This is a genomic window from Oricola sp. (assembly GCF_022763245.1).
Classification (GTDB): domain Bacteria; phylum Pseudomonadota; class Alphaproteobacteria; order Rhizobiales; family Rhizobiaceae; genus Oricola.
In genome coordinates, this window is the sequence record NZ_JALEGV010000012.1 from 107,777 (window position 1) to 130,024 (window position 22,248).

Annotated in this window: 23 protein-coding genes; 14 read left to right on the forward strand and 9 right to left on the reverse strand. The window is 64.0% G+C overall.

Annotation, left to right across the window (positions count from 1 at the left end):
* Positions 1–21 precede the first annotated feature (21 nt).
* Complete coding sequence (locus MRY80_RS04720; protein WP_346433381.1) at positions 22–1,398, reverse strand: diguanylate cyclase; 1,377 nt, start codon at positions 1,396–1,398, stop codon at positions 22–24.
* Here MRY80_RS04720 and MRY80_RS04725 point away from each other — a divergent pair.
* Complete coding sequence (locus MRY80_RS04725; protein WP_293288555.1) at positions 1,343–2,230, forward strand: DMT family transporter; 888 nt, start codon at positions 1,343–1,345, stop codon at positions 2,228–2,230. The two genes, MRY80_RS04720 and MRY80_RS04725, sit on opposite strands and share 56 nt — an antisense overlap.
* Positions 2,231–2,243: 13 nt before the next feature.
* On the opposite strand, the gene MRY80_RS04730 is transcribed toward MRY80_RS04725, so the two are convergent.
* Positions 2,244–3,068: a DUF1206 domain-containing protein gene (locus MRY80_RS04730; protein ID WP_293288557.1), complete on the reverse strand. Its 825-nt coding sequence runs from the start codon at positions 3,066–3,068 to the stop codon at positions 2,244–2,246.
* A gap of 13 nt (positions 3,069–3,081) precedes the next feature.
* Positions 3,082–3,852: a phosphatase PAP2 family protein gene (locus MRY80_RS04735; protein WP_293288559.1), complete on the reverse strand. Its 771-nt coding sequence runs from the start codon at positions 3,850–3,852 to the stop codon at positions 3,082–3,084.
* Positions 3,853–3,994: 142 nt separating this feature from the next.
* On the opposite strand from MRY80_RS04735, the gene uvrB reads away from it, so the two are divergent.
* From uvrB to MRY80_RS04755, 4 genes are all read left to right on the forward strand, one after another.
* A complete protein-coding gene (gene uvrB, locus MRY80_RS04740; protein ID WP_293288561.1) occupies positions 3,995–7,003 on the forward strand; it encodes an excinuclease ABC subunit UvrB in 3,009 nt (1,002 codons plus the stop codon).
* Between the two features lie 23 nt (positions 7,004–7,026).
* Entirely contained in the window at positions 7,027–7,608 is a 582-nt protein-coding gene (locus MRY80_RS04745) for a hypothetical protein (protein WP_293288563.1), read from the forward strand.
* A 93-nt stretch (positions 7,609–7,701) separates the two neighbouring features.
* Positions 7,702–8,046 (forward strand): hypothetical protein, encoded by a 345-nt coding sequence (locus MRY80_RS04750; RefSeq protein WP_293288565.1) that lies wholly within the window; start codon positions 7,702–7,704, stop codon positions 8,044–8,046.
* A 107-nt stretch (positions 8,047–8,153) separates the two neighbouring features.
* Positions 8,154–8,834: a DUF922 domain-containing protein gene (locus MRY80_RS04755; protein WP_293288567.1), complete on the forward strand. Its 681-nt coding sequence runs from the start codon at positions 8,154–8,156 to the stop codon at positions 8,832–8,834.
* A gap of 731 nt (positions 8,835–9,565) precedes the next feature.
* On the opposite strand, the gene MRY80_RS04760 is transcribed toward MRY80_RS04755, so the two are convergent.
* On the reverse strand, positions 9,566–10,831 hold the full coding sequence (locus tag MRY80_RS04760; RefSeq protein ID WP_293288569.1) for a CBASS cGAMP synthase: 1,266 nt from the start codon (positions 10,829–10,831) through the stop codon (positions 9,566–9,568).
* A 986-nt stretch (positions 10,832–11,817) separates the two neighbouring features.
* Here MRY80_RS04760 and MRY80_RS04765 point away from each other — a divergent pair.
* Positions 11,818–12,402 carry a hypothetical protein gene (locus MRY80_RS04765; RefSeq protein ID WP_293288571.1) on the forward strand — a complete coding sequence of 195 codons (585 nt, stop codon included), beginning with the start codon at positions 11,818–11,820 and terminating at the stop codon, positions 12,400–12,402.
* A 302-nt stretch (positions 12,403–12,704) separates the two neighbouring features.
* On the forward strand, positions 12,705–13,484 hold the full coding sequence (locus MRY80_RS04770; RefSeq protein WP_293288573.1) for a hypothetical protein: 780 nt from the start codon (positions 12,705–12,707) through the stop codon (positions 13,482–13,484).
* Between the two features lie 261 nt (positions 13,485–13,745).
* Here MRY80_RS04770 and clpS read toward each other — a convergent pair whose 3' ends face one another.
* The 3 genes from clpS to MRY80_RS04785 all read right to left on the reverse strand — a co-directional run bounded on the left by clpS (position 13,746) and on the right by MRY80_RS04785 (position 15,129).
* Positions 13,746–14,060, reverse strand: a complete 315-nt coding sequence (gene clpS, locus MRY80_RS04775) for an ATP-dependent Clp protease adapter ClpS (RefSeq protein WP_293288575.1) — start codon at positions 14,058–14,060, stop codon at positions 13,746–13,748.
* Between the two features lie 69 nt (positions 14,061–14,129).
* Positions 14,130–14,735, reverse strand: a complete 606-nt coding sequence (locus MRY80_RS04780; RefSeq protein ID WP_293288577.1) for a rhodanese-like domain-containing protein — start codon at positions 14,733–14,735, stop codon at positions 14,130–14,132.
* Positions 14,736–14,766: 31 nt separating this feature from the next.
* Entirely contained in the window at positions 14,767–15,129 is a 363-nt protein-coding gene (locus MRY80_RS04785) for a Kazal-type serine protease inhibitor domain-containing protein (RefSeq protein WP_293288579.1), read from the reverse strand.
* Between the two features lie 122 nt (positions 15,130–15,251).
* Here MRY80_RS04785 and MRY80_RS04790 point away from each other — a divergent pair, with 122 nt between their 5' ends.
* The 3 genes from MRY80_RS04790 to MRY80_RS04800 all read left to right on the forward strand — a co-directional run bounded on the left by MRY80_RS04790 (position 15,252) and on the right by MRY80_RS04800 (position 16,880).
* On the forward strand, positions 15,252–15,626 hold the full coding sequence (locus MRY80_RS04790) for a hypothetical protein (protein ID WP_293288581.1): 375 nt from the start codon (positions 15,252–15,254) through the stop codon (positions 15,624–15,626).
* A gap of 304 nt (positions 15,627–15,930) precedes the next feature.
* Positions 15,931–16,146 (forward strand): cold-shock protein, encoded by a 216-nt coding sequence (locus MRY80_RS04795; protein ID WP_293288583.1) that lies wholly within the window; start codon positions 15,931–15,933, stop codon positions 16,144–16,146.
* 248 nt (positions 16,147–16,394) lie between these two features.
* The gene (locus MRY80_RS04800) at positions 16,395–16,880 is read left to right on the forward strand and encodes a BA14K family protein (protein ID WP_293288585.1); all 486 of its coding nucleotides are present in this window, start codon (positions 16,395–16,397) and stop codon (positions 16,878–16,880) included.
* 75 nt (positions 16,881–16,955) lie between these two features.
* Here MRY80_RS04800 and MRY80_RS04805 read toward each other — a convergent pair whose 3' ends face one another.
* Both MRY80_RS04805 and MRY80_RS04810 read right to left on the reverse strand, forming a co-directional pair.
* Positions 16,956–17,600: an MBL fold metallo-hydrolase gene (locus tag MRY80_RS04805; protein ID WP_293288587.1), complete on the reverse strand. Its 645-nt coding sequence runs from the start codon at positions 17,598–17,600 to the stop codon at positions 16,956–16,958.
* Positions 17,601–17,740: 140 nt separating this feature from the next.
* On the reverse strand, positions 17,741–18,631 hold the full coding sequence (locus tag MRY80_RS04810; protein WP_293288589.1) for a branched-chain amino acid aminotransferase: 891 nt from the start codon (positions 18,629–18,631) through the stop codon (positions 17,741–17,743).
* A 225-nt stretch (positions 18,632–18,856) separates the two neighbouring features.
* Between MRY80_RS04810 and MRY80_RS04815 the strand changes: the two genes are divergently transcribed.
* The 4 genes from MRY80_RS04815 to MRY80_RS04830 all read left to right on the forward strand — a co-directional run bounded on the left by MRY80_RS04815 (position 18,857) and on the right by MRY80_RS04830 (position 22,215).
* Positions 18,857–19,369, forward strand: a complete 513-nt coding sequence (locus tag MRY80_RS04815; protein WP_293288591.1) for a MarR family transcriptional regulator — start codon at positions 18,857–18,859, stop codon at positions 19,367–19,369.
* Positions 19,370–19,378: 9 nt separating this feature from the next.
* Positions 19,379–20,089: a response regulator transcription factor gene (locus MRY80_RS04820; protein WP_293288592.1), complete on the forward strand. Its 711-nt coding sequence runs from the start codon at positions 19,379–19,381 to the stop codon at positions 20,087–20,089.
* A 114-nt stretch (positions 20,090–20,203) separates the two neighbouring features.
* Positions 20,204–21,565 carry an ATP-binding protein gene (locus MRY80_RS04825; RefSeq protein WP_293289606.1) on the forward strand — a complete coding sequence of 454 codons (1,362 nt, stop codon included), beginning with the start codon at positions 20,204–20,206 and terminating at the stop codon, positions 21,563–21,565.
* Between the two features lie 119 nt (positions 21,566–21,684).
* Positions 21,685–22,215, forward strand: a complete 531-nt coding sequence (locus MRY80_RS04830; RefSeq protein ID WP_293288594.1) for a dihydrofolate reductase family protein — start codon at positions 21,685–21,687, stop codon at positions 22,213–22,215.
* The last annotated feature ends 33 nt before the right edge of the window (positions 22,216–22,248 follow it).

Sequence of the window (22,248 nt, forward strand, 5' to 3'; positions counted from 1 at the left end):
GCGCGGATTGTCGCGGCGGCGTCAGGCGGCGACGGCGCGCTCGACGCGGTTGCGGCCGGCGTTCTTGGCGCGGTAGAGCGCCGCGTCGGCCTCGTCGAAGGCGCTCCAGAACACCGTCTCGGACGTGTCGACCACCACGTAGCCGACGCTGACGGTGACCTTCAGGTTGATGCCGCTCACCTCGATCGCCGTGCCCTCGATGCCCTGGCGGATCCGGTCGGCGATGACGCTGGCCTGCGCGGTGTTGCAGCCCGGCAGCACCAGCGCGATCTCCTCGCCGCCATAGCGCACCGTCAGGTCCTGCTCGCGCGCATGCGAGGCGATCATCCGGGCGACGACCTTCAGCACCTTGTCGCCATTGGCATGGCCGAACGTGTCGTTGATGGTCTTGAACCGGTCTATGTCGACGATCATCAGCGCGTAGCAGCCGTTCTTGCGGAACCCGTCCTCCGCGATTTCCGGTCCCCGCGTATCGAAGACGCGCCGGTTGAAGAGGCCGGTGAGCGAATCCGTCGACCGGTCATGCATCAGCGACTGCTCGCGATAGAGCTGGGCGCGGAAGCGATTGAGCGATTCCGCCGAGATCAGCACGCCGACGAAATTGATCGCCATGAAGGGCAGCGCGATCCGCTGCAGGACCTCGCTGGCGAGCGGCCAGGGCAGCGTCAGCACGCTTGTCAGCGACAGCGACGCGCCGACGCCGAGGATGAAGATCTCCCGCATCGTGTATTCGCGCCGCTGGTGCAGATAGGCGAAGACCAGCCCGACCGTCATCGAGGTCAGAATGGCGAGCACGCCCGCCGGCATGCCGATGCCGCCCTGGATCATGCGCAGGATCGCGCAGGTCACGCCGGTCGCCAGCGCCGCCGGCATGCCGCCGAACGGCCCGGCAAGAACAAGGAACACATGCCGGAGGTCGAAGACGACGCCCGGCGCGAATTTCAGCGGAAAGGCCATGGAAACGGCGGCGCCGACGGCGAATGTCAGGGCCGTCGCGACGATTTCGGAACGCGGGGTCGCACATCGCGTGACGGCAAGCTCGTGCAGCCGAACAACGAATGCGACTACGCCAAGTCCCTGTAGGAAAGCAGAAAATATCGCTATCCCGTCCATTACCATCCCCACGTCGCGTTGCCGGGAGTATTCTTCGGGGACGCTTGCGATCCTGTTAATTCTTGCAGGGGAAAGCCGGAAGGCGAAGACATGATTAACGGAGGGTAAGCCGAAGCTGTCAAAGTGCGGCGCCTCGCGCACGCTTCGATTGACGTCCCTTCCGCCCCCTGCCAAGAGAGCCGCCTCTGGCGCCGGACACCCGGCCTGCCTCGCAACCGGGATAGCCCCCATGCTCATGCGCGTCGCGCCCATCGTCTTCGTCCTGCTCTGGTCGACCGGCTTCATCGGGTCGAAACTGGGCGCGGAGGACGCCGAGCCGTTCACCTTCCTTTCGGTGCGCTTCCTCCTGACGCTGGCGCTGCTGGTGCCCGTCGCGCTGATCGCGGGGCGCGGCACGCGCGGCTGGGCGGAGCGCGGCCACGCAATCGTCGTCGGCATGCTCATTCACGGGGCCTATCTCGGCGGCGTGTTCTGGGCGATCCGCCACGGCATGCCGGCCGGCGTCTCGGCGCTGATCGTCTCGCTGCAGCCGGTGCTGACGTCGCTTCTGGCCGCGCCGTTGCTGGGCGAGACGCTGCGCCTGCGCCACTGGATCGGGCTGGCATTGGGCTTCACCGGCGCCCTGCTGATCTGCGCCCCCGGCCTGCGCGACGTGGTCGCCGGCGGACAGGGCATCACGCCTGCGACCCTGACGGCGGTGATCCTCGCCCTTTTGGGCATCACCGCCGGCACGCTCTACCAGAAGCGGTTCGCGACCGGCGCCGACCTTCTCGCCGGCACGATCTGGCAATATGTCGGCGCGGTCGCGCTCATCGGGGCCGGCGCCTTCCTGTTCGAGACCCGCGAGATCCACTGGACGCCGAAATTCGTCTTCGCGCTCTCCTGGCTGGTTCTCGTCCTGTCCATCGGCGCGATAACGCTTTTGATGCTGCTGATCCGCCAGAACGCGGTCGCCAGCGTCTCCGGCCTGTTCTTCCTCGTGCCGGCCGTCACCTCGCTGATCGCCTGGTTCATGTTCGGCGAGACCCTGAACGCGACGCAGCTTTCCGGCCTCGTCCTCGCGACGCTCGCCGTGCTGATGATTTCCGGCGTGCGATTGCGGCGCACGCCGGCCTGACGGCCGGTCGCGGTCAGGTGCCGGGCACCCAGTCCGTCGGCGCGTCCGGCACCTTGATTGTCCGCCACCGCGCCTCGATGGTCGAATAGCCGGCAAAGGCGATCAGGCCGATGCCGGTCGCGATCAAAAGCCATGTTCCGCCCGGCAGCGACTGGACATGCGACAACGCGTCCTTGAGGCCCGGGTGGTCCTCGCCGCCCTCCGCATTGAGGAAGCGGGTGAAGAACAGGAAGGCGATCACCGCGAAGACGAAGCCGCGCGCCGTCAGGCCGGCGATCGAGACCGGGTGGATGAACGCCATCGCCTCCGGTCCGGCGTCGAAGCGGTCGGCATATTTGCGCGTCACCGCCTTCCACACATGCGCGCAGGCGACCCCGAACACGGCCACGGCGAGCACCAGCGAGACGTATCGCTGCCCGACGGCCCCGTCGACGGCGCCCGCAAAGGGTGACCCGCCGCCGCTTCCGCCGTCATCCGAGGCGAACACGCCGAGCAGCGACAGCGCGTAGAGCGCGACCGTCGCATAGGTGAAGGCGCTGACGAGCAGCCCGCCGCGGATCGCCAGACCCTTCGGCCCGAGACCGTGCCCGTCCGTGTCGAGCAGCGACTGCACGAGCCGCCACAGCACGTAGCCGGCCAGGCCGGCGACCATCAGCCAGACGATCGCCTCGCCGAAGGGCTGTTCGAGAAGCGTCCTGAGCGCGTCCTTGGAGCCCTTCTTCTCGCCGCCGCCGACGGCCGAAAGACAGGCGAACACGCCGATGATCAGATAGACGAGCCCGCGCGCCGCATATCCCATCCGCGCAAGCGGGTCGATCCAGGTCCCGGGCGTGTTCAAGGGCGCTCTCCTGTCAGGTCTTCGAATGGCCGAGCGTGTCGCGTCCGCCGCTGCGGCAGGAAAGGTAATGCGCGGCCAACCAGCAGAGGCTTGCCCAGCCGATCCCCAGCGACCATCCCGCCAGCACGTCGCTGGGCCAGTGGACGCCGAGATAGACGCGGCTCGCGCCGACGATGATGGCGATCGCGAAGGCCTCCGACACCACGAACACGCGCACGGAATGGCGCGGAATGAAGCGCACCGCCACGGCGGCGAGCGTCAGGTAGAACAGCATGCTCACCATCGCATGCGCGCTCGGAAAGCTCGACGTGAAGGTGCGGTCCATATGGTCGACGAGGTCCGGCCGCGCGCGTTCGAACACCCGCTTCAGCCCGGAGGAGAGCAGCGTGCCGCCGATCAGCCCGCCCGCGAGGAACAGCGCCGCGGCGCGGTTGCGCATCAGAGCCAGCACGGTCAGCGTCGCGGCCGAGATGGTCACCAGGATGGGATAGCCGCCAAGCGCGGTCATCTCTGTTGCCGTTTCCTCGAACCATACCGGCCCCCAGGCGTCTGACACGTCCTGCGGGTCGCGCAGCGCCAGGAGGACGGTCCGGTCGAGCCCGTCGGTCCAGCCCAGCCGCACCGCGACCGCGATCAATGCGAAAAGGAGGAGCCCGCCAATGGCCGCGCCCCAGAGCACGGCGAGCGGCGGGTGATTGTGATACGGGTCGAGCCGGGATCGCAGCCGCGCCGTCTGCGCGCGCGCCTTCTCCGGCCTCGTGAATGCATTGTCAGTGTTCGCCATCCATGACCCAACGACAGCGCGGCGCTTTGGTTCCCTGCTTCGCCCCGCCGCACGCCCCTCCTGACAGCGCGCTGTCAGCAGCGCCCGGCATTGTTTCCGCGATCCCCTTCCCTTCGCGCCCGGCTTTTCCCATATTGGCCGCATGGCCAAATCCCCACCGAAAAAGACCGGCAAGCCGTCCGCGCTCGCGCCAAGTGGCGACAACGCGCGCAACGGATTCCAGGAAGCACCGCAGGCCCCGTTCGAAGGTGCGCCGCTATCCGGCGGCGTGGAGGAATGGGTGCGCCAGCTTGAGGCCGAAGCCGAGCGCGACGCGCGCGACACCGAGATGCGCGAGATCCGGTCGAAAGCGGGAAAGCACCGCCGGAAGGCCCAGGGGCCCGGCAGCGACGAGCTCCGCGAGGAGCTCAAGGCCGGGACAAAGAAGCGCCGCTCCGCCGGCAACGAGCAAAGCGAGGCGCTTAAGGGCGGAGCGAAAAGCAAGAAAGAAGACCGCATCTACACGGTCGGCGACAAGCGCACCGGCGGCGGCGCCTCCATCGGCGGCTCCAACGATCCGCGCGAGCGTGCCGCGGCGGGCCTGATGCCGGTCGCCGGCCTCGACGTCTCGCTGGAAGACGCCTCCAAGCTCGCCTCCACCACCGGCGTCACCGCCACGGTCGAGGCACTGAAGGCGCTGATCGACACGGGCAACCCGCTGTTCAAGGACGGGAAGATGTGGGTGCCGCACCGCCCCGAGCGGCCGGACAAGTCCGAGGGCGGCATCGAGATCGTCATGAAGTCGGCCTACGAGCCGGCCGGCGACCAGCCTGCCGCCATCGCCGACCTCACCGCCGGCCTCGGCGACGGCGACCGCTCGCAGACGCTGCTCGGCGTCACCGGTTCGGGCAAGACCTTCACCATGGCCAAGGTGATCGAGGAGACGCAGCGCCCGGCGCTGATCCTGGCGCCCAACAAGACGCTCGCCGCGCAGCTCTATGGCGAGTTCAAGAACTTCTTCCCGGACAACGCGGTCGAGTATTTCGTCTCCTATTACGACTACTACCAGCCCGAGGCCTACGTCCCGCGCACCGACACCTACATCGAGAAGGAGAGCTCCATCAACGAGCAGATCGACCGCATGCGCCACTCGGCGACGCGCGCGCTGCTCGAACGCGACGACGTCATCATCGTCGCCTCGGTCTCCTGCATCTACGGTATCGGCTCGGTCGAGACCTACACGGCGATGACCTTCAAGATGGAGATCGGCGACCGCATCGACCAGCGCCAGCTCCTCGCCGACCTCGTCGCCCAGCAATACAAGCGCGCCGACATCAATTTCGTCCGCGGCTCGTTTCGCGTGAAGGGCGACACGATCGACATCTTCCCGGCCCACCTGGAAGACCGCGCCTGGCGTATCTCGCTGTTCGGCGACGAGATCGAGGCGATCGACGAGTTCGACCCGCTGACCGGCAAGAAGACCGACGCGCTGAAGACGGTCAAGATCTACGCCAACTCGCACTACGTCACCCCGCGCCCGACCTTGAATCAGGCTGTGAAGTCCATCAAGGAAGAGCTCAAGCACCGCCTGCAAGAGCTTGAAAACGCTGGCCGTCTGCTGGAGGCGCAGCGGCTCGAACAGCGCACGCAATACGACCTTGAGATGCTCGAGGCCACCGGCTCCTGCGCCGGCATCGAGAACTATTCGCGCTACCTGACCGGCCGCAATCCCGGCGAGCCGCCGCCGACCCTTTTCGAATATGTCCCCGACAACGCCATCGTCTTCATCGACGAAAGCCACGTCACCATCCCGCAGATCGGCGGCATGTATCGCGGCGACTTCCGCCGCAAGGCGACGCTCGCCGAATACGGTTTCCGCCTGCCGTCATGCATGGACAACCGCCCGCTGCGCTTCGAGGAATGGGACGCGATGCGGCCGCAGACGGTCGCGGTCTCGGCCACCCCCGGCGAGTGGGAACTGGAACAGTCCGGCGGCGTCTTCGCCGAGCAGGTCATCCGCCCCACCGGCCTCGTCGATCCGCCCGTCGAGGTGCGCCCGGCCAAGAGCCAGGTCGACGACGTGCTCGACGAAATCCACCAGGTCACGAAGGCCGGCTACCGCACGCTGGTCACCGTGCTCACCAAGCGCATGGCCGAGGACCTGACGGAATATCTGCACGAGCAGGGCGTCAAGGTCCGCTACATGCACTCCGACATCGACACGCTGGAGCGCATCGAGATCATCCGCGACCTGCGCCTCGGCGCGTTCGACGTGCTGGTCGGCATCAACCTCCTGCGCGAGGGCCTCGACATTCCCGAATGCGGCTTCGTCGCCATTCTCGACGCCGACAAGGAGGGCTTCCTGCGCTCCGAGACCTCGCTGATCCAGACCATCGGCCGCGCCGCGCGCAACGTCGACGGCAAGGTGATCCTCTATGCCGACCACGTCACCGGCTCGATGGCGCGCGCGATGGAGGAGACCGAGCGCCGCCGCGAGAAGCAGCTCGCCTGGAACGAGGAGCACGGCATCACGCCGCAGTCGGTCAAGGCCAACATCGCCGACATCCTCGACTCGGTCTACGAACGCGACCACGTTCGCGCCGACATCACCGGCGCCAAGGGGGCCGCGAAAGACGAGGGCGCCCTCATCGGCGCCAATCTGGAAGCGCATCTCAAGGCGCTGGAAGGCCAGATGCGCGACGCCGCCGCCGATCTCGACTTCGAGACCGCCGCGCGCCTGCGCGACGAGATCAAGCGCCTCAAGGCCACCGAACTCGCCGTCATGGACGACGCGCTCGCCCGCGACACCGGCGTGGAGAACACGAAGGCGTCCAGAAAGGCCAAAGCGACAGGCCGTAAAACTCCACCGTCATCCTCGGACTTGTCCCAAGACAAGCACAGCGACGTCGTTGCAAGAGGACCCATTCCGGAGACGGACGCGCCATCCGCCGGATTCAAGAAACCCGATCTCGACGAGATGGGCTCCGACGGCGTCTCCTATTTCCGCAAGAACACGCTGGACGAAATGACGGTCGGCCGCACCGAGAAGCCGGTGGGATCGGACGTGCAGCCCGTCAAGCGCCACAAGGTGGGCGCCGGCTCCTACGAAGACCCCGCCGACGAACGCGCCCGCAAGCGCAAGCCCGGCAAGACGGGCCGGCCGGGACGCTAGGCCGGCAGGAGAGGTCACGAACCATGGATGCGCTGCCGCCGGATATCGAACAGGTGATCGTCGCGGCCAGGGACGTCTATCTGGAGCAGTTCCGCTCCGAGATCGCGGATCTGCGGGGCAAGGCGTTCATTCTGGAGCCGGTGCTTCTGGGGCCGGACGGAACCCCGGCGGTCGAAGCCCAAGGCCTCCTGCCACTGCCGAACCGGCTGGACTATCTGGACCTGACGGCCAATGCCGGGGGCATGGTCGCGTCGAAGGGTGTCGTGCGCTTCGAGCCCTTCTCCTTCCCGTATGGGAACACCGAAGTCACCCTGTCGCCGTTCATCTGGGATTCCATTTTCGTCACGGTCGGCGATGCCTGGTCGCAAGCCTACGCGACCGCGCTTTCGGACTGGTATGGCGTGGCCTTCGGAAAGGACGAAGGCGATGACAACACGGCCATGCAGAACGCCGTGCATTTCATCAGCGAGCCGATCGTCGACCCGACGGGATTCACGATCAATATCGACTTCGGCACCGCGCCCGCATCCGCGGTCGCGGACTTGCTGGAGGCACTCGAAAGCCGGGGCGCGCCGCAGGTGTCGCTGGCCACGCCGCTTGAGTGAACGCCGCGCCCCGCGCCACGGCAACATGTGAGCATCCCGCCTTTCGCCACTCCATGTTACCCTGCGTGAGGGGCGACAGGCGAGGAGGCGCTTATGAAAGGCGACGACAACCCCCATTGCCACGGCGTCGTGACCGAGCGGCGCGAGGGCGACACGTCCACCTACACGCTCACCTGCACCGGCGATTGCGAAAAGGGCGAATGCCGGGTCCGCAGCGAGAAGGACCATCACGGCACGGTCACCGAATGGTGCGCCTGCGACGATGGCGAGCGCGGCTGCAACATCTACATCTCCACCGACGCACGCGGGAAACAGCGCATCGACTGCTTCACGCTCGGCTGCGACGAGGGCTATGAATGCCGCCTGGTCGAGCTCGACAGCGCCGAAAGCGAAGGCGTCAAGATCATCCGCTGGGTGTGCGCCTGCGTGAAGGTGTGATACGCCGATCCGGCGAGAATGGCCCCTTCGCGTGACGCGGCCCCGCCGGGCGGCGATGTCCGGCGCCGGACATGCGCGCGCCGGGCCGCGACAGGCCGGAGGTTCGGGTGGCGACAGGCAAGCATCCAGGCGCGCGGCGCGCGCTCGGCCCCGCACAAGGCGGCGCGGGTGACATCGCACGGGCCGCCCTGCCCGGCGCGCTCGCCCTTGCCGCCTGCCTCGCTCTTCTAACCTGCCTTGTCCTGCCCGCCCGCGCGGCCGACATCCGGCCGAAGGTGGTCGAGACCCGCTATGCGATTGCCGGCACGACGGGCGCGGCGCTCTACGCCTCCATCGGCGAGCGCGGCCCGCGCATTCGCGGCGGCGCGTCGAGCGCGGTCGCCAAGACGGATTTCGACCTGAAATGGGGCCGCGACTATGTGCGCGACGGCAAGGATTGCGTACTCGCCGCCGCGCGGCCCTTCCTGACGATCACCTACACGCTGCCCGAACCGGCGGCCCCGCTCCCGCCGGCCGTCGCCGCCCGCTGGAACACCTTCATCACCGCCATCCGCGCGCATGAGGCCGTGCATGGCCGCTACGTGCGCGAGATGGCCGAGGAGATCTACGACACCACGGTCGGCTTCCGGCAGCCGAACGATCCCGGCTGCAAGACCATCCGCCAGGCGATCCAGACCCCGCTCAAGGCCGCCTATGCCCGCTACAAGGCGAAGAATTCCGATTTCGAACGCCGCGAAATGGCCCAGGGCGGCCCCATCCACCAGCTGATCCTCGACCTGGTGCGGTGATCCGGCGGCCCGGCGCTTTGCCCCGCGCAGCCACGACCCCGGCCCCGCCGAACACGCCCAACTCTTCGCATTTCAGGAGAGATTCCAGACGGTGAGAACGATCGAGACTACTTTCGATGAAAGAATCTCCGCTGACTATCGTACCTTTTCACCTTCAGCCTGCCCTTGGAGTGAGTTCAACTTCTCGAGCATTTCCGCAGCCTGCCATTTCGATACCCGATTTGAAGGTACCTCGCCGTTAACGAGCTTTCTAAGCCTTCGCATCACGCGGGAGCTCCTATTCGGAACAAGAAGAATTTGAGAATAAGCCTTATAAATTCCCGTTAACCCATGATCCCAATCAAATAGATAGCTTCCATTTTCATCAAAATATATCTGGGAGATAAAAAAGTCCCTTACTGCTCTCTGTAAGAATTCCTCAATTCCATATCCATTGAAAATTACCCAGTGATGCCAGATGCATATACAACAATCCCCATTTGGATATATATGCCGATCAACCTTAAAAGGAAAATACTCTTCAAGAAGTCTAACTATTGGCTCACATCTAAAATCAGAAAACAAAATCAAACGAATTCGATAGCCCGCAATTCTATTGCTCCCTACTTGCAGATGATACACGCCCGCGAATTCACAGAAACGCTCTTCCAAGCTAATGAGCATCAAGTCTGGCTGGCACTTCTTCACCAGCCTTATGCGACTTTCAAACACCTTGTGTGAATTCATGAGACCTAAACTTGATAATAGGGTCTCGTTCCAGTTCCCGCTTTTGCAACACGTTCTGTTTCAGATATTGCTCTTTCTTTGAAGCCTTCCGAAGCATACACTGGCGCTGACAATCCCTTTATTTCCTCGGCCTGTTTGACCAAAACCCTGTTAGAATCCAGAGGAACACGGCGCCCAAGCGCGCTCCGTAAATCGACTATTATTTCTTTTGCGCTCAGATTTAGACTGAGGCAACGATTCAACAACATTGAAAAATCTCGAGCAGCTGTGACAAAAACTTCACGCTCATCAGCGCTCCAATTTTGGTCGAGATAAGCCCCCTCCACTCTCGGGTTCGGTATCCTGTTGGAAAGTGTATTGGGCAATTTATCGACTACTTCGGCAATCAGAGAATCATATCTACTCTCCGTCAACTCAGCACCATTTTCACAACTATCAACAACCGCGTACATCAGCGCCACTGATGCCAGCCTCTCGCAACCCTTGGAGCAATCACGCCAAACCTTCAATATACGAGACACAACACGCACGTGGTCGCCGAAAGTCGCCACTGCCTCCTTAAACCAATCTTCGAGTAAGCGCGGATCAGAGGCTATCCAACCGCTTTCACGCGTCGCCAACCGAATTTCATCTTCGCTGATAGATTCATACGCACTCTCATCAAGTGAGAAACTCGGCGGTCTCTCGTCAAGAACCCCTTCCTTAGCAACTTTCTCAATGAGCAATTCGAACTCGCGGTCCGGCACGGCATAAAGCGCGATGTCTAGGTGAGCGTTATCCGGCAGCTTGATCCGTACACAGGAGTCCTTATTCGTTACAAGCTCCCATCCATTCGCCTCACAAAGGGGCGATAAAGCCGCTTCTGTTATTCTGAATACCAAATCGCTCGCGATTTGGGGATTGGTACTCCCATTCATGGCGACATAAGAAACAGGCAGGAACATGCCGTCATCTATGTCGATTTCTTGCGGCGGCGAAGTTTCTGGTTCTACGTGGGTATGGTAAGAAAAGCTCCCCTGAGTCCGAAACTTGGGTTTCACAAGTTCGCTCGCTGTTCTGACGTCGGCTTCATCAATAAGCACGGCAACATCCTTCTGAAAGCGCGCCGCCTCATAAGCCTCTGCGGCACCCTTGCCGAAAAAACTCCTTATTGCTTCACGAGCCTCGTCTCGCGCGGTCCTCAAAGCAGCTTCAACACTCTTTGAAACAAGTGCTGCATTGTATAGTGAGCCGTCAGTCGAATCATATAAAATGCGAGAAAAGTCGTTCATGGAGACCTCCGTTTCTCAAAAGATGGTCATCGACCCAAAGAGCTACAAGACATGATTCGTTTTCTTCCATCAAATTGGATCGTAATTCTCGCGTTGACGTGCGGAGGGATCACAATTCTTGTCGGCAGTACGACAGGGACGCTTCCGATCCCCGACACGATTTCTAGCGACAGCCCCAACCAAAATATTACAACGACCCTTAGTTGGCTACTCAAGGTCGCCAGATATTCATTGGTCGGCTCAGCGATCGTCTTATGGCTGCTTTCAATCCCTCCGGTCTGGAAACTCGTGTGGTGGATTTGCTCAAAATTTGAGTTGATGTACCCTTATATAAATGGGCGATATGAAATATATATGAGTTCAAACTGGGAAGTGATCGAACACATAACGGCAAAGAGTCAATCCTTTGACGATTGCTCGATCAAAATTACAGAACCGAAACCCACAAATCTAATCTGCGATATCGATATAGGCTTATTTCGGTACAAATTGCGGATATTGCAAAGCGACGAAGCCGGAAACGTTATTCAGTGGTCCCGCGCAATTTCAATTGACCTTATTTGGCCATGCGATGGGCTTCCTCACAGACTTACATATACCTACAATCAAGAAAACAAACCCAGCGCAATGAAGAGGACAGATGTTGAAAGCTTTTATGGCTCTGCGATAATCAATGTGTTTTCCAGCACGGAAATGCGGGGCCGATACTGGACAAACAGGAATTGGTACCGCGGTCTGAATACGGCTGGCGAGATTGTTTTCCGTCGCGAGACGGTGCCTTCCCCCAAGAAGGTACAATAAATCTCTTGAATTACTTCGTTCACACCACCCTCGCTCCAATGTGACAGACTGATCGACCTCGAGAAACAGGTTATCCTGCACAGCAGAGATGCATCTTCCAACAACCGATTCACGGACGGTTGCGCGTTGAGCGGCGGTGTGAAGCAACCCTTGCACACGCTCCTCGCTTCACCTACCTGCGTCCCATGGACACCCTCCCCCCGCAATTCATCGAAATCGTCGAGGCCGTGCGCGAGCTTTATGTCGGGCAGTTCGCCGACACCGTGGCCGGGTTTTCCGAGGAGACCCATGTGGTCGAGCCGGTGCTCTTGGACGCCGCCGGCGACGTCGCGACGGAAGGGCCGATGCGGCTGCCGTTTCGCGCCGACTACGCCTCGCTGGAGACCGGCCGGCTGGAATCCTTCGCCGCGCCGCGGGAGATCCGCTTCGAGCCCTTTTCCTTCATGGTCGGCGGCGCCGAGATCGTCGTCGCGCCGTTTGCCTGGGACTATGCCACCGTGCGCGTCTCCGGTGACTGGGACGCGCTGTCGAAGCGCCTCTTCGCCGACTGGCACCGCCGCGCCTTCGGCGACGAGGACGCCGAGGACAGCGTCAGCCTGCACAATGTCATCCACACGGCGACGACGCCGGAAGTGACCGACACCGGCTACGCCTTCGAGGCCGATTTCGGCACCGCCCCCGCCTCCACCATGAGCGACCTGCTGCTCGCCCTTCTCGCCAACGCGCCGCAGCGCATCGAGATCGGCATGGCCGACGAGCCCTCCGCCTAGCCGCGCGGGGCGCCTCGCCCCCGCGTTCGGCCCGCCGCGCCGCCGGCGTCCCTCGCCCTCCATCCCGCCCCGGAAAGGGGGTTTTTCGACACCCGCCCGGGTCGATGGCGTCGAAGAACGGCCGTGTTTCGGGGCCGCGTCTGGCCCGTTCGAGGCCGGATCGCGCGGTGCCCGCGCCCCCGTCGAGCCGCCCGCTCCGGTCCGCAAGCCTTCGCCCGCACGCCCCGTGCCGCCGCCTGCGGGCTTGACCGCGCGCGCCGATCGGCGAAGGTGGCGGCAGGCATGACGGGGGGAGCGCGCAGATGGGCATTCGGGTATACGGCCGGTCGTTCCGGTTCTGGCTCGGCGCGCTTGTCCTCGGCGCCGTCCTCGTCAATGTGGTGCTCTGGCTTGTCGGGCTCGTCGTGGCGACGCAGGGCGAGATCGCGGCGGGCGATTGCGGCGCGGCGCCGCTGGTGCGCTGCATCGACAACGCGCCGATCCCGCTCTGGGCGCAGACGGTGCTCAACTGGCCGGCCCACCTCTACGCGGGCGCACTCGACGCGGTGACGCTGGGGCGCAAAGGGCTGACCGCCGCCGCATGGGCCGCCGGCATCCTCGTCGCCGTCGCGTATTTCCTGAAGCTCGTCTTCGAGCAGGCGCCCGCCCCGCGGCCGCCCGCCGACCCGGACGCGCCCTCCTTCTGGACGACGGAGAGCTTCGCCGGCAACCTCCTCGTCGCCGCGCTGATCGTCGTCGGCCTCGTCATGGCGATCAGCCTGCTCGGCGCGATGCTGTTTCCGCGCGGCGGCGGCGGGCTGTTCTACCCGACCTGCTTCCGCTCGGGCCTGTTCTCCGTCGTCAAGTGCCCCGGCCTGCCCTTCGGCGTCGTGGTGGAGTTCGTCTTCGCCATCCCCCTGGTCGCCTTCTTCGCCCTCCTCACCCTCGTCGAGCCCAACCTCGGCACCGCCATCTCCATCGGCACGTTCTTCGCCATCATCGCCATCGTCGCCACACTCCTAACCCACCGCGCCAAAATCATTCGCCGGCGGCGCGAGGCCCGCACGGCATCATCGACGCCTGGTGGCGAAGATCCCGCGTGATCGCCGTGTCCCGTTGATGCACGTCATCGCGCGCGGCCCCGCACCGGGTTTTGGTGCGGTGAAGGGCGTGAAAGGAAACGGTCATGGGGAAAATCAACGCCGAATGGCACAGGGCGCACAAGATGCCGAAGAACCCGACGCGCGCGCAGCGCATCGCCTGGCACCGCGAGCATGCCGCCCATTGCAGCTGCCGCGCGATGCCCGACAGCATCCGCAGGATGATCGAGGAGGATGACCGGGAAAGAGCGGCGGCGGGCGCCCCTAGTCCTCCGGCTCGGTCGTGAACATCAGCGGGAAGCCGAATTTCTGGCCGTGTTCGCTCGCCCGCGTCGCCTTCGTCTCGGCGACGTCCTTCTGATAGACGGCGACCACGCAGACGCCGCGCTGATGCGCCGTGATCATCACCTTGGCGGCGCGATCCTCGCCCATGCCGAATTCGGCCTTCAGCACCATCACGACGAATTCGCGCGGCGTGTAGTCGTCGTTGATCAGGATGACCTTGTGCAGCTTCGGTCGCTCGACCTTCGGCGTCGTCCTGGTCTTCGGGGATTCATTCTTGACTGGATTGTCCACCATGCGAGCCTCTTCCAAGGGGCCGGGTAAGGTGGTCTACATAGGGCAAAAGCCGCGGCGGGGAAAGGTCGTCTACCCCTCTTCGCCCGTCACGGTCAGGCCCAGCATGCGCCAGCTCTGCATGCCGCCACGGTAGTAGAAGATGCGCTCGGCGGGATAGCCGGCGGCGATCATGGCGCGGATGGCGGTCGGCGACTGGCCGCACCACAGCCCGTTGCAGAACAACGCGACGCGGCTTGCTTCCGTGCAGTCCCAGCCGTCGAAATCCGGCTCGCAGCCCAAGTCGGACAGCCGGTCGCCGACTTCGGTGTAGGGCAGGCTGATCGCGCCGGGGATCGAGCCGCCCTGGTGCCAATCGACCGTGCGGCTGTCGACGACGATCGAATCGGGATCCTGCAGCATGGCGATCAGTTCCACCTCGCCGATCGTCGTCACGCCCGGCGCGGGAACCATCGGCTGGATGCAGAAGGGCGGGCAGGCGCGCGACGTCAGCGCGAATTCGCCGCTGATCTCGTGATCGGTGTCCTGGATACGGCGGATTTCCCGCGGCCCGTCCTTCGTCTCCACCGTCACGCTGCCCATGTCGCGCGTGATCCCGACCTTCAATTCCTCGGCCTGGCCGCGAGCGGTGTAGCCGAGCAGAACCGCGAAGGCGGCAAACAGAATGGTGCGGATCATGTTCTCCTCCCGATCGCGCAATTCATCGTCGTCAGCACGCTCCCTGCCGCACCACCCGTGCGCCCTCGGCGCCGGCCACGCAGTCATTGGTGTAGGTCGCCAGCCGCCCGCCGATCTGGGCACACACCGGCTGGTGAATCTGCGGACAGACGCGGTCGGACCGGAGCTTGTCGCAGGCGCCCGGCGAATAGGCGCGATAGCCCTCCGCCACCGCCGAGCAGGCATTGGGATAGGTGCGCTGCTGACCGTTCTCGATCCGCGCGCAAACGGGCTGGTAGACATTCGGACAGAGCCCCGCATCGGCCGGCGGCGGCGAGATCGTCGCGTCGCATCCGGCAAGCGCGAATGTCGCCGCCAGCGCAGCCGTCGCAAGAACATGTCGGATGCGGGTCATCTCGGTCCTCCGTGTGAGTCTCAGTCTACGCGCCGCCTCGCCTCCTGTCACCGGCGCAACTTTGTCACATTTCCTGGGGCGAAGGGTGGTATCGTGACGCAGGGGCAATGGGGGTCAGACCGATGACGCATCTGCATGTTCGCACCGCCGCAAGGATCATCCTTCTGCTTTCGGCGTCGCTTTTCAGCCTCGCTCCAACCGCGGCGCAAAACTGGAACGCGCGCTGCGCGGCCTATCGCGGCGAGACGCTGCTCGAGCAGAACGACTGCAACCGCATCGTCGTGCAGAGCGGCGCGTCGGAAGACCCGACGAAGGAGAGCGGCGAGTGGGTGATCCGTTACGAGTGGGCCAGCGGCGGCTCCACCGTCACGCAGAACGCCGAGGAGAGCTTCGTCATCAACGGCCGAACCGGCGAAGTGGTCGGAATTCCGGGGACCGACTGGTCGATCTGCGTCCGCAACAGCGCCTCCGGCAACACCTTCTGCACGAAATTCTGACGCCCCTGAAGCAAGCTTTGCAGACCATGCGGTGGGCCACTTCACAAAAGTTTCGCTTTACTTCCGCGCCGAAATGACGCAACGCTTGGGGTGTTCGGGCAATTTGCGAACAAACGGAAGCTGGAATTACCGCGCGCCGGCACGCTGAAGAACAAGCCGGGCGTCAGCCTTTTGGGCGACGCGAGAACTGGTCCCTTTCCCTGCATTCGACAACTGCCTGCCCCTGTCCGTGCGCATGAAGCGCGCGGTGAAGAAGTGCGGCAGAATGGGGCGGTCGCTTGGTCAAAGGAAAAGGATCCAATCCATGGCCCAGACTGGCACAGTCAAGTTTTTCAACACCGACAAGGGCTTCGGCTTCATCAAGCCGGACAATGGCGGCGCGGACATCTTCGTCCACATCTCCGCCCTGCAGGCTTCCGGCCTGACCACCCTGGTCGAAAACCAGAAGGTCTCCTTCGAGACCGAGCCGGACCGTCGCGGCAAGGGCCCGAAGGCCGTCGATCTTTCGATCGCCGAGTAATCCGGCCTCAAGGCGGCGTCAAACCGTCGCCTTTTTCATCTGATTTCATGGCGCGGACCGGTCACCGGTTCGCGCCATTGCTTATTCAGGGCAGCGCTCAGGGGCCGGAACGCCGGCGTGGCTGTCGTTCAGGTGACGTTCAGCTTGGCCATGCGAGTATGGGATCACGCGTTCGGACGCTTCGGCGTCCCGACTGAGCCGGCAAGCCCCCGGCACGTCCCCCAACGACGCGAATGGAGCATGGAACGATGAAACGCATCTCGAAATCACGGTCGCTGACCTCCCTCCTCGCCGTCGGCGCGATCGCCGCCAGCGCGATGTCGCCGATCACGGCCGCGCCCGCCGCCGCCGATGGCTGGCACCGTGGCGCGCCGCCTTGCGGCTATTACAAGGGAAAGCGCCGGTGCGGCCCGCAATATGGCCGTCCCTACCATCATCACAACGACAATGACGGCGTCGCGGCCGCGATCATCGGCCTGGCCGGTGTCGCGATCATCGCCGGCGCCCTGTCGCAGGCCAACCAGCCGCCGACCTACGAATATTACGAAGCGCCAAACGCCTATCCGCCGGCACCGGCAGCATCCGGTCCGCAGGTGATCACCTATGAGAGCTCGCTGCAGCCCTGGACGGCCGGCTGGTACCAGTGGTGCGACGCGCGCTACCAGACCTTCAATCCGCAGACCGGCACCTATCACGGATATGACGGTCTCGACCATTTCTGCGTCCCGAAATGACCTCCGACGCATGAAAGAAAGGCCCGGTCGGCACTGTCGCCCGGGCCTTTTATTTTGCGTGGCGCCGTAAACGCGTCAGGTCAGGAACGGATTGTTGCGCCGTTCCTCGCCGAACCGGCCGCCGGGCCCATGGCCGCAGATGAAGCCTATATCGTCGCCGAGCGGAAACAGCTTTTCCTTGATCGAGGCGATCAGCGTGGCGTGGTCGCCGCCGGGCAGGTCGGTGCGCCCGATCGAGCCGCGAAACAGAACATCGCCCACATGCGCGAAATTCGCCGCGCGATTGTAGAACACCACGTGGCCGGGCGCGTGCCCTGGACAATGCAGCACCTCGAATTCATGCCCGGCGAACGACACGACGTCGCCCTCTTCCAGCCACCGGTCCGGGGTCACGTTGCGCACCGCCCCCTCGAGGCCGAACATGCGCGCCTGGTCCTCAAGCTTGTCGAGCAGCATCTTGTCGGCCTTCTGCGGGCCGATGATCTCGACGTCGAGCGCGTCCTTCAAATCCATCGCGCCGCCGGCGTGGTCGATATGGCCGTGGGTCAGCCAGATGGCCTCGACCGTGACGCCGTTCTTGTCCAGCGCCTCGCGGATGTGATCGACATCCCCGCCCGGATCGACCACGACCCCGCGCTTGGTCTCGGTGTCGAACATGACCGTGCAATTCTGCTGGAATGCGGTCACTGGAATGATCAGTGCGTTGAGCGTCGCGGTCATGAAGCGTTCCCGTTTTCGTCTCTTGTCGGTCTTGGCCCTGCCCGCTACCTGCCGCGTATCTTCCGGCTCTTCAAGGGCGATAAGACAAGGGCGGCCCCAAGGAGCCGCCCCGAACTGTCTCGATGTTGGCGTCGTGCGGCCTATTCGGCGGCTTCGGCGCGCGGGTGGACCGCCTCGGTGTAGTCGCTCATCAACGTGGTCGTGATCTCGCCGACCTCGAAGGAGTAGGGGCCGATTTCGGAAACCGGCGTCACTTCCGCGGCAGTGCCCGTCAGGAAGCACTGCTCGAAACCTTCCAGTTCCTCCGGCATGATCGCCCGCTGCACCACCTCGTAGCCGCGCTTCTCGGCAAGGCCGATCACCGTGCGCCGCGTGATGCCGTCCAGGAAGCAGTCCGGCGTCGGCGTGTGGATGACGCCGTCCTTGACGAAGAACACGTTGGCGCCCGTCGCCTCGGCGATCCGGCCGCGCCAGTCGAGCATCATCGCGTCGGCATAGCCCTTGGCTTCCGCCGCGTGCTTGGAGAGCGTGCAGATCATGTAGAGACCGGCGGCCTTCGATTTCGACGGCGCCGTGCGCGGATCGGGCCGGCGATATTCCGCGATGTCGAGGCGAATGCCCTTCAGGCGCTGTTCCGGATCGAAATAGCTCGGCCACTGCCAGATCGCGATGGCGAGGTTGATGCGGTTCTTCTGCGCCGAGACGCCCATCATCTCCGAACCGCGCCAGGCGATCGGGCGCACATAGGCGTCCTGGAAACCCTGCTTGCGCAGCAATTCGTTGCAGGCGTCGTCGATCTCCTTGACCGAGTAGGGAATCTTGAAGCCGAGGATGTCGGCCGATGCGTGCAGCCGCTCGGTGTGCTCCGTCAGCTTGAAAATCTCACCGCCATAGGCCCGCTCGCCCTCGAACACCGCGCTGGCATAATGCAACCCGTGCGTGAGGACGTGGATCTTCGCGTCCTTCCACTGCACGAATTCTCCGTTCATCCAGATGTGGCCGTCTAGCTGGTCAAAGGGGACTTCAGCCATTGGGATCCTCCGTTCTTCCGTCGTGACTTTTCTCTGTGCCTTGTTATGTGAGGGACAGTATGAACCCATCGCGACGCAACAACCATGAAAATCCCGATGGCGGGCCTTTTCGAATGCTGCGCGGCACATGCCGAACCCTTGAAAGAAATTATCTGTCGTGGAAAAATATGTCAACATGACTGACATAACCAACATCACGATCTCCGGCCCCTGTCCCAGCCTTCCATGAAACCGAAAACCGCCCCCCTGCCCGCCTCCGAACTGATCGAACTCCTGTTCTTCGCCTATCGGGATTTCATCTCCGATCCCGACACAATCCTCCAGGACATCGGCTTCGGTCGCGCCCATCACCGGGTGATGCACTTCGTCGATCGTAAGCCCGGCCTGACGGTCGCCGAACTGCTCGACCTGCTGAAGATCACCAAGCAGAGCCTCGCCCGGGTGCTCAAGCAACTGGTCGATGCGGGCTATGTCGAGCAGAAGCCGGGACCCGAGGACCGCCGGCAGCGCGAGCTCTACCTGACCGGCAAGGGCCAGGGCCTGATCCGCGACCTGCGCGAGCCACAGTCTCGCCGCATAATGGCGGCATTGGAGCAGTCCGGCTGCTCGCAGGACGAGATCGCGCGCTTCTTGCTGGCCATGCTGACCGGGAACGCCAAGGAGCAGATCACCATGCTCAACGCGGCCCGGGGCGGCACCGGCTCCGCGACGGCGGATGGCGACGGTGAGTTGAGTTGATGAGGACCGATGTCAGACAGTGTTGAAGACGGCATCCCCGACGACGCCCCCCACATTCTGATCGTCGACGACGACACCCGGATTCGAACTCTCCTGACCGAATATCTGTGCCAGCACGGCTACCGTGTCACCAGCGCGGCGACGGCGGAGGAAGCGCGGCGCAAGATCGCCGGCCTCGAATTCGACCTGCTGGTGCTCGACGTGATGATGCCGGGCGAGAGCGGCGTGTCGCTGGCGCAGAGCCTGCGCGAAGAGGACCGCCAGGTTCCGATTCTCATGCTCACCGCCCGCTCCGAGACCGAACATCGCATCGAGGGCCTGGAGGCGGGCGCAGACGACTACCTGCCCAAGCCCTTCGACCCGCGCGAATTGCTGCTGCGCATCGGCAACATCGTCCGGCGCGGCGCGCCGACCTCCCAGCCCAAGATCGAGCAGATCGTCTTCGGTCCCTTCACCTTCGTGATCGCGCGGCGTGAATTGAAGCGCAATGGCGAGCCCGTGCACCTGACCGACCGCGAACAGGAGATCATGGTCCGATTCGCCGAGAGCGCCGGCGAGACCATTCCGCGCCACGAGATGTTCGCCGACAGCGCCGGCATCGGCGAGCGCACGATCGACGTCCAGATCAACCGGCTGCGCCGCAAGATCGAAGCCGACCCGGCCAATCCCCGTTACCTTCAAACGGTGCGCGGAATAGGCTACCGTCTGTCCATCGAATAACGGCAAAGGGCGGGAGCAGATATCCGCCCGAAACGGCAGACGGGCGACATGGCCACCACGGATTTCGGCCAAAACCGCACAAGACGAAACCGGATGCGCTTGCTGAGCCTGCGCATGCGCCGGATTCTGCGCGCCATCTCCTTTCCGACGCGCCGCCTGACGGGCCGGCTCACCGAGCACATGCCGCGCGGCCTCTACGCCCGTTCGCTGATCATCATCATCGCGCCGATGGTGCTGCTGCAGTCCGTGGTCGCCTTCGTCTTCATGGAGCGCCACTGGCAGACGGTCACGCAGCGCCTGTCCACTGCCGTCACCCGCGACATCGCCGCCCTGATCGATATCATCGAGACCTATCCCCACGACGCGGATTATTCGCAGGTCGTGCAACTGGCCAACCAGCGCCTCGCCCTGAACATCGCCATCCTGCCGCCCGACCCGCTGCCCGCGCCCGCGCCGAAACCCTTCTTCTCCATCCTCGACCGCATCCTGTCGGAGGAGATCACCAAGCGCATCGGCCGCCCCTTCTGGATCGACACGGTCGGCAACTCCAAGCTGGTCGAGATCCGCATCCAGCTCGACGGCAAGGTGCTGCGCGTGCTGGCGCGGCGCAGCCAGGCCTACGCGTCCAACACCCACATCTTCCTCCTGTGGATGGTCGGCACGTCGCTCGTCCTGCTGTTCATCGCCATCCTGTTCCTGCGCAACCAGATCCGGCCGATCCAGAAGCTCGCCGAGGCGGCCGAAAGCTTCGGCAAGGGCCGGCCGCTTCCCGTCGATTTCCGCCCGCGCGGCGCCATCGAGGTCCGCCGCGCCAGCCTCGCCTTCATCCAGATGCGCGAGCGCATCGAAAAGCAGATCGAGCAGCGCACCACCATGCTGTCCGGCGTCAGCCACGACTTGCGCACCATCCTGACGCGCTTCAAGCTGCAACTGGCGCTGTCGAAAGACAGCAAGCTCAACGAGGCGCTCGGCAAGGACGTCGACGACATGCAGTCGATGCTGGAGGGCTACCTCTCCTTCGCCAAGGGCGAGGCCCGCGAGGAAACGGGCGAACTGAACCTGCAGGAGGTGCTCGGACAGATCACCGCGGACGGCCGGCTGGCCGGCAAGAAGGTGAAGACGAGCCTGTTCGGCCGGCCCGACATCGTCGTGCGCCCGGGCGCCTTCCGCCGGCTGGTCACCAACCTCACCTCGAACGCGTTCCGCTATGCCGACCGCGTCGAGATCGTCGCGCGCAACGCCAAGGGGTGGCTGACCCTGACGATCGACGACGACGGTCCGGGCATTCCGACGAACCGCCGCGAGGACGTGTTCCGTCCCTTCTACCGCCTGGACGAGGCCCGCAATCTCAACGAAAGCGGCACCGGCCTCGGCCTGTCGATTGCCCGCGACATCGCCCGCAGCCACGGCGGCGACATCGTGCTCGACGATAGCCCGATGGGCGGCCTGCGCGCGGAATTGCGCCTTCCGGTCTGATCGCGATCGCCCACGACCGGATGGAACCAACGCCTGTGGCCCGGGTTGTGTGGATCAGCAACGCTGATCTGTACGCGGTCGAACCGACCGGCAACATGAACCGCAAAGGATTTCTCGGCATGGCCAGACTGGTTTTCGGAATGAACGTCTCGCTCGACGGCTATGTTGACTTCGACAAATTCGCCCCCGGCCCCCAACTCTTCGGTCACTGGATCGAAAACACGCGCGGCCTTGCCGCCAGCCTTTATGGCCGCACGCTCTACGAGATCATGCGCTACTGGGAACAGGACGATCCGAATTGGACACCGGCCGAACGCGATTTCGCGGATGCCTGGCTGGCCATGCCGAAATGGGTCGCGTCGCGCACGCTGTCCTCGATCGGCCCCAACGCCACCCTGATCAGCGACGACCTCGAGGGCGCCGTCCGCAGGCTGAAAAACGAACTGGCCGGGGAAATCGATGTCGGCGGGCCGAGACTGGCACACAGCCTCGGCGAGCTCGGCCTCATCGACGAATATCGGCTCTATTTCCACCCGGTCGTCCTCGGCGGCGGCGATCCGTTCTTTCGCGGCGCCCTTCCGCCTCTCCGGCTCGTTTCCAACGACAGCGTCGGCGACAATGTGATCCGGCTGACCTACGTCCCGGCCTGAACGGGCGACCGGCGCGCGACAGCGTACCTGCAA

Coding starts and splice junctions, on each gene's coding strand:
- MRY80_RS04725 (WP_293288555.1), top strand. CDS start 1,343: ATGCTCATGCGCGTCGCGCCCATCGTCTTCGTCCTGCTCTGGTCGACC.
- MRY80_RS04720 (WP_346433381.1), bottom strand. CDS start 1,398: ATGAAGCCGGTCGACCAGAGCAGGACGAAGACGATGGGCGCGACGCGC.
- MRY80_RS04735 (WP_293288559.1), bottom strand. CDS start 3,852: ATGGCGAACACTGACAATGCATTCACGAGGCCGGAGAAGGCGCGCGCG.
- uvrB (WP_293288561.1), top strand. CDS start 3,995: ATGGCCAAATCCCCACCGAAAAAGACCGGCAAGCCGTCCGCGCTCGCG.
- MRY80_RS04745 (WP_293288563.1), top strand. CDS start 7,027: ATGGATGCGCTGCCGCCGGATATCGAACAGGTGATCGTCGCGGCCAGG.
- MRY80_RS04750 (WP_293288565.1), top strand. CDS start 7,702: ATGAAAGGCGACGACAACCCCCATTGCCACGGCGTCGTGACCGAGCGG.
- MRY80_RS04760 (WP_293288569.1), bottom strand. CDS start 10,831: ATGAACGACTTTTCTCGCATTTTATATGATTCGACTGACGGCTCACTA.
- MRY80_RS04765 (WP_293288571.1), top strand. CDS start 11,818: ATGGACACCCTCCCCCCGCAATTCATCGAAATCGTCGAGGCCGTGCGC.
- MRY80_RS04770 (WP_293288573.1), top strand. CDS start 12,705: ATGGGCATTCGGGTATACGGCCGGTCGTTCCGGTTCTGGCTCGGCGCG.
- clpS (WP_293288575.1), bottom strand. CDS start 14,060: ATGGTGGACAATCCAGTCAAGAATGAATCCCCGAAGACCAGGACGACG.
- MRY80_RS04780 (WP_293288577.1), bottom strand. CDS start 14,735: ATGATCCGCACCATTCTGTTTGCCGCCTTCGCGGTTCTGCTCGGCTAC.
- MRY80_RS04785 (WP_293288579.1), bottom strand. CDS start 15,129: ATGACCCGCATCCGACATGTTCTTGCGACGGCTGCGCTGGCGGCGACA.
- MRY80_RS04790 (WP_293288581.1), top strand. CDS start 15,252: ATGACGCATCTGCATGTTCGCACCGCCGCAAGGATCATCCTTCTGCTT.
- MRY80_RS04795 (WP_293288583.1), top strand. CDS start 15,931: ATGGCCCAGACTGGCACAGTCAAGTTTTTCAACACCGACAAGGGCTTC.
- MRY80_RS04800 (WP_293288585.1), top strand. CDS start 16,395: ATGAAACGCATCTCGAAATCACGGTCGCTGACCTCCCTCCTCGCCGTC.
- MRY80_RS04805 (WP_293288587.1), bottom strand. CDS start 17,600: ATGACCGCGACGCTCAACGCACTGATCATTCCAGTGACCGCATTCCAG.
- MRY80_RS04810 (WP_293288589.1), bottom strand. CDS start 18,631: ATGGCTGAAGTCCCCTTTGACCAGCTAGACGGCCACATCTGGATGAAC.
- MRY80_RS04815 (WP_293288591.1), top strand. CDS start 18,857: ATGAAACCGAAAACCGCCCCCCTGCCCGCCTCCGAACTGATCGAACTC.
- MRY80_RS04820 (WP_293288592.1), top strand. CDS start 19,379: ATGTCAGACAGTGTTGAAGACGGCATCCCCGACGACGCCCCCCACATT.
- MRY80_RS04825 (WP_293289606.1), top strand. CDS start 20,204: ATGCGCCGGATTCTGCGCGCCATCTCCTTTCCGACGCGCCGCCTGACG.
- MRY80_RS04830 (WP_293288594.1), top strand. CDS start 21,685: ATGGCCAGACTGGTTTTCGGAATGAACGTCTCGCTCGACGGCTATGTT.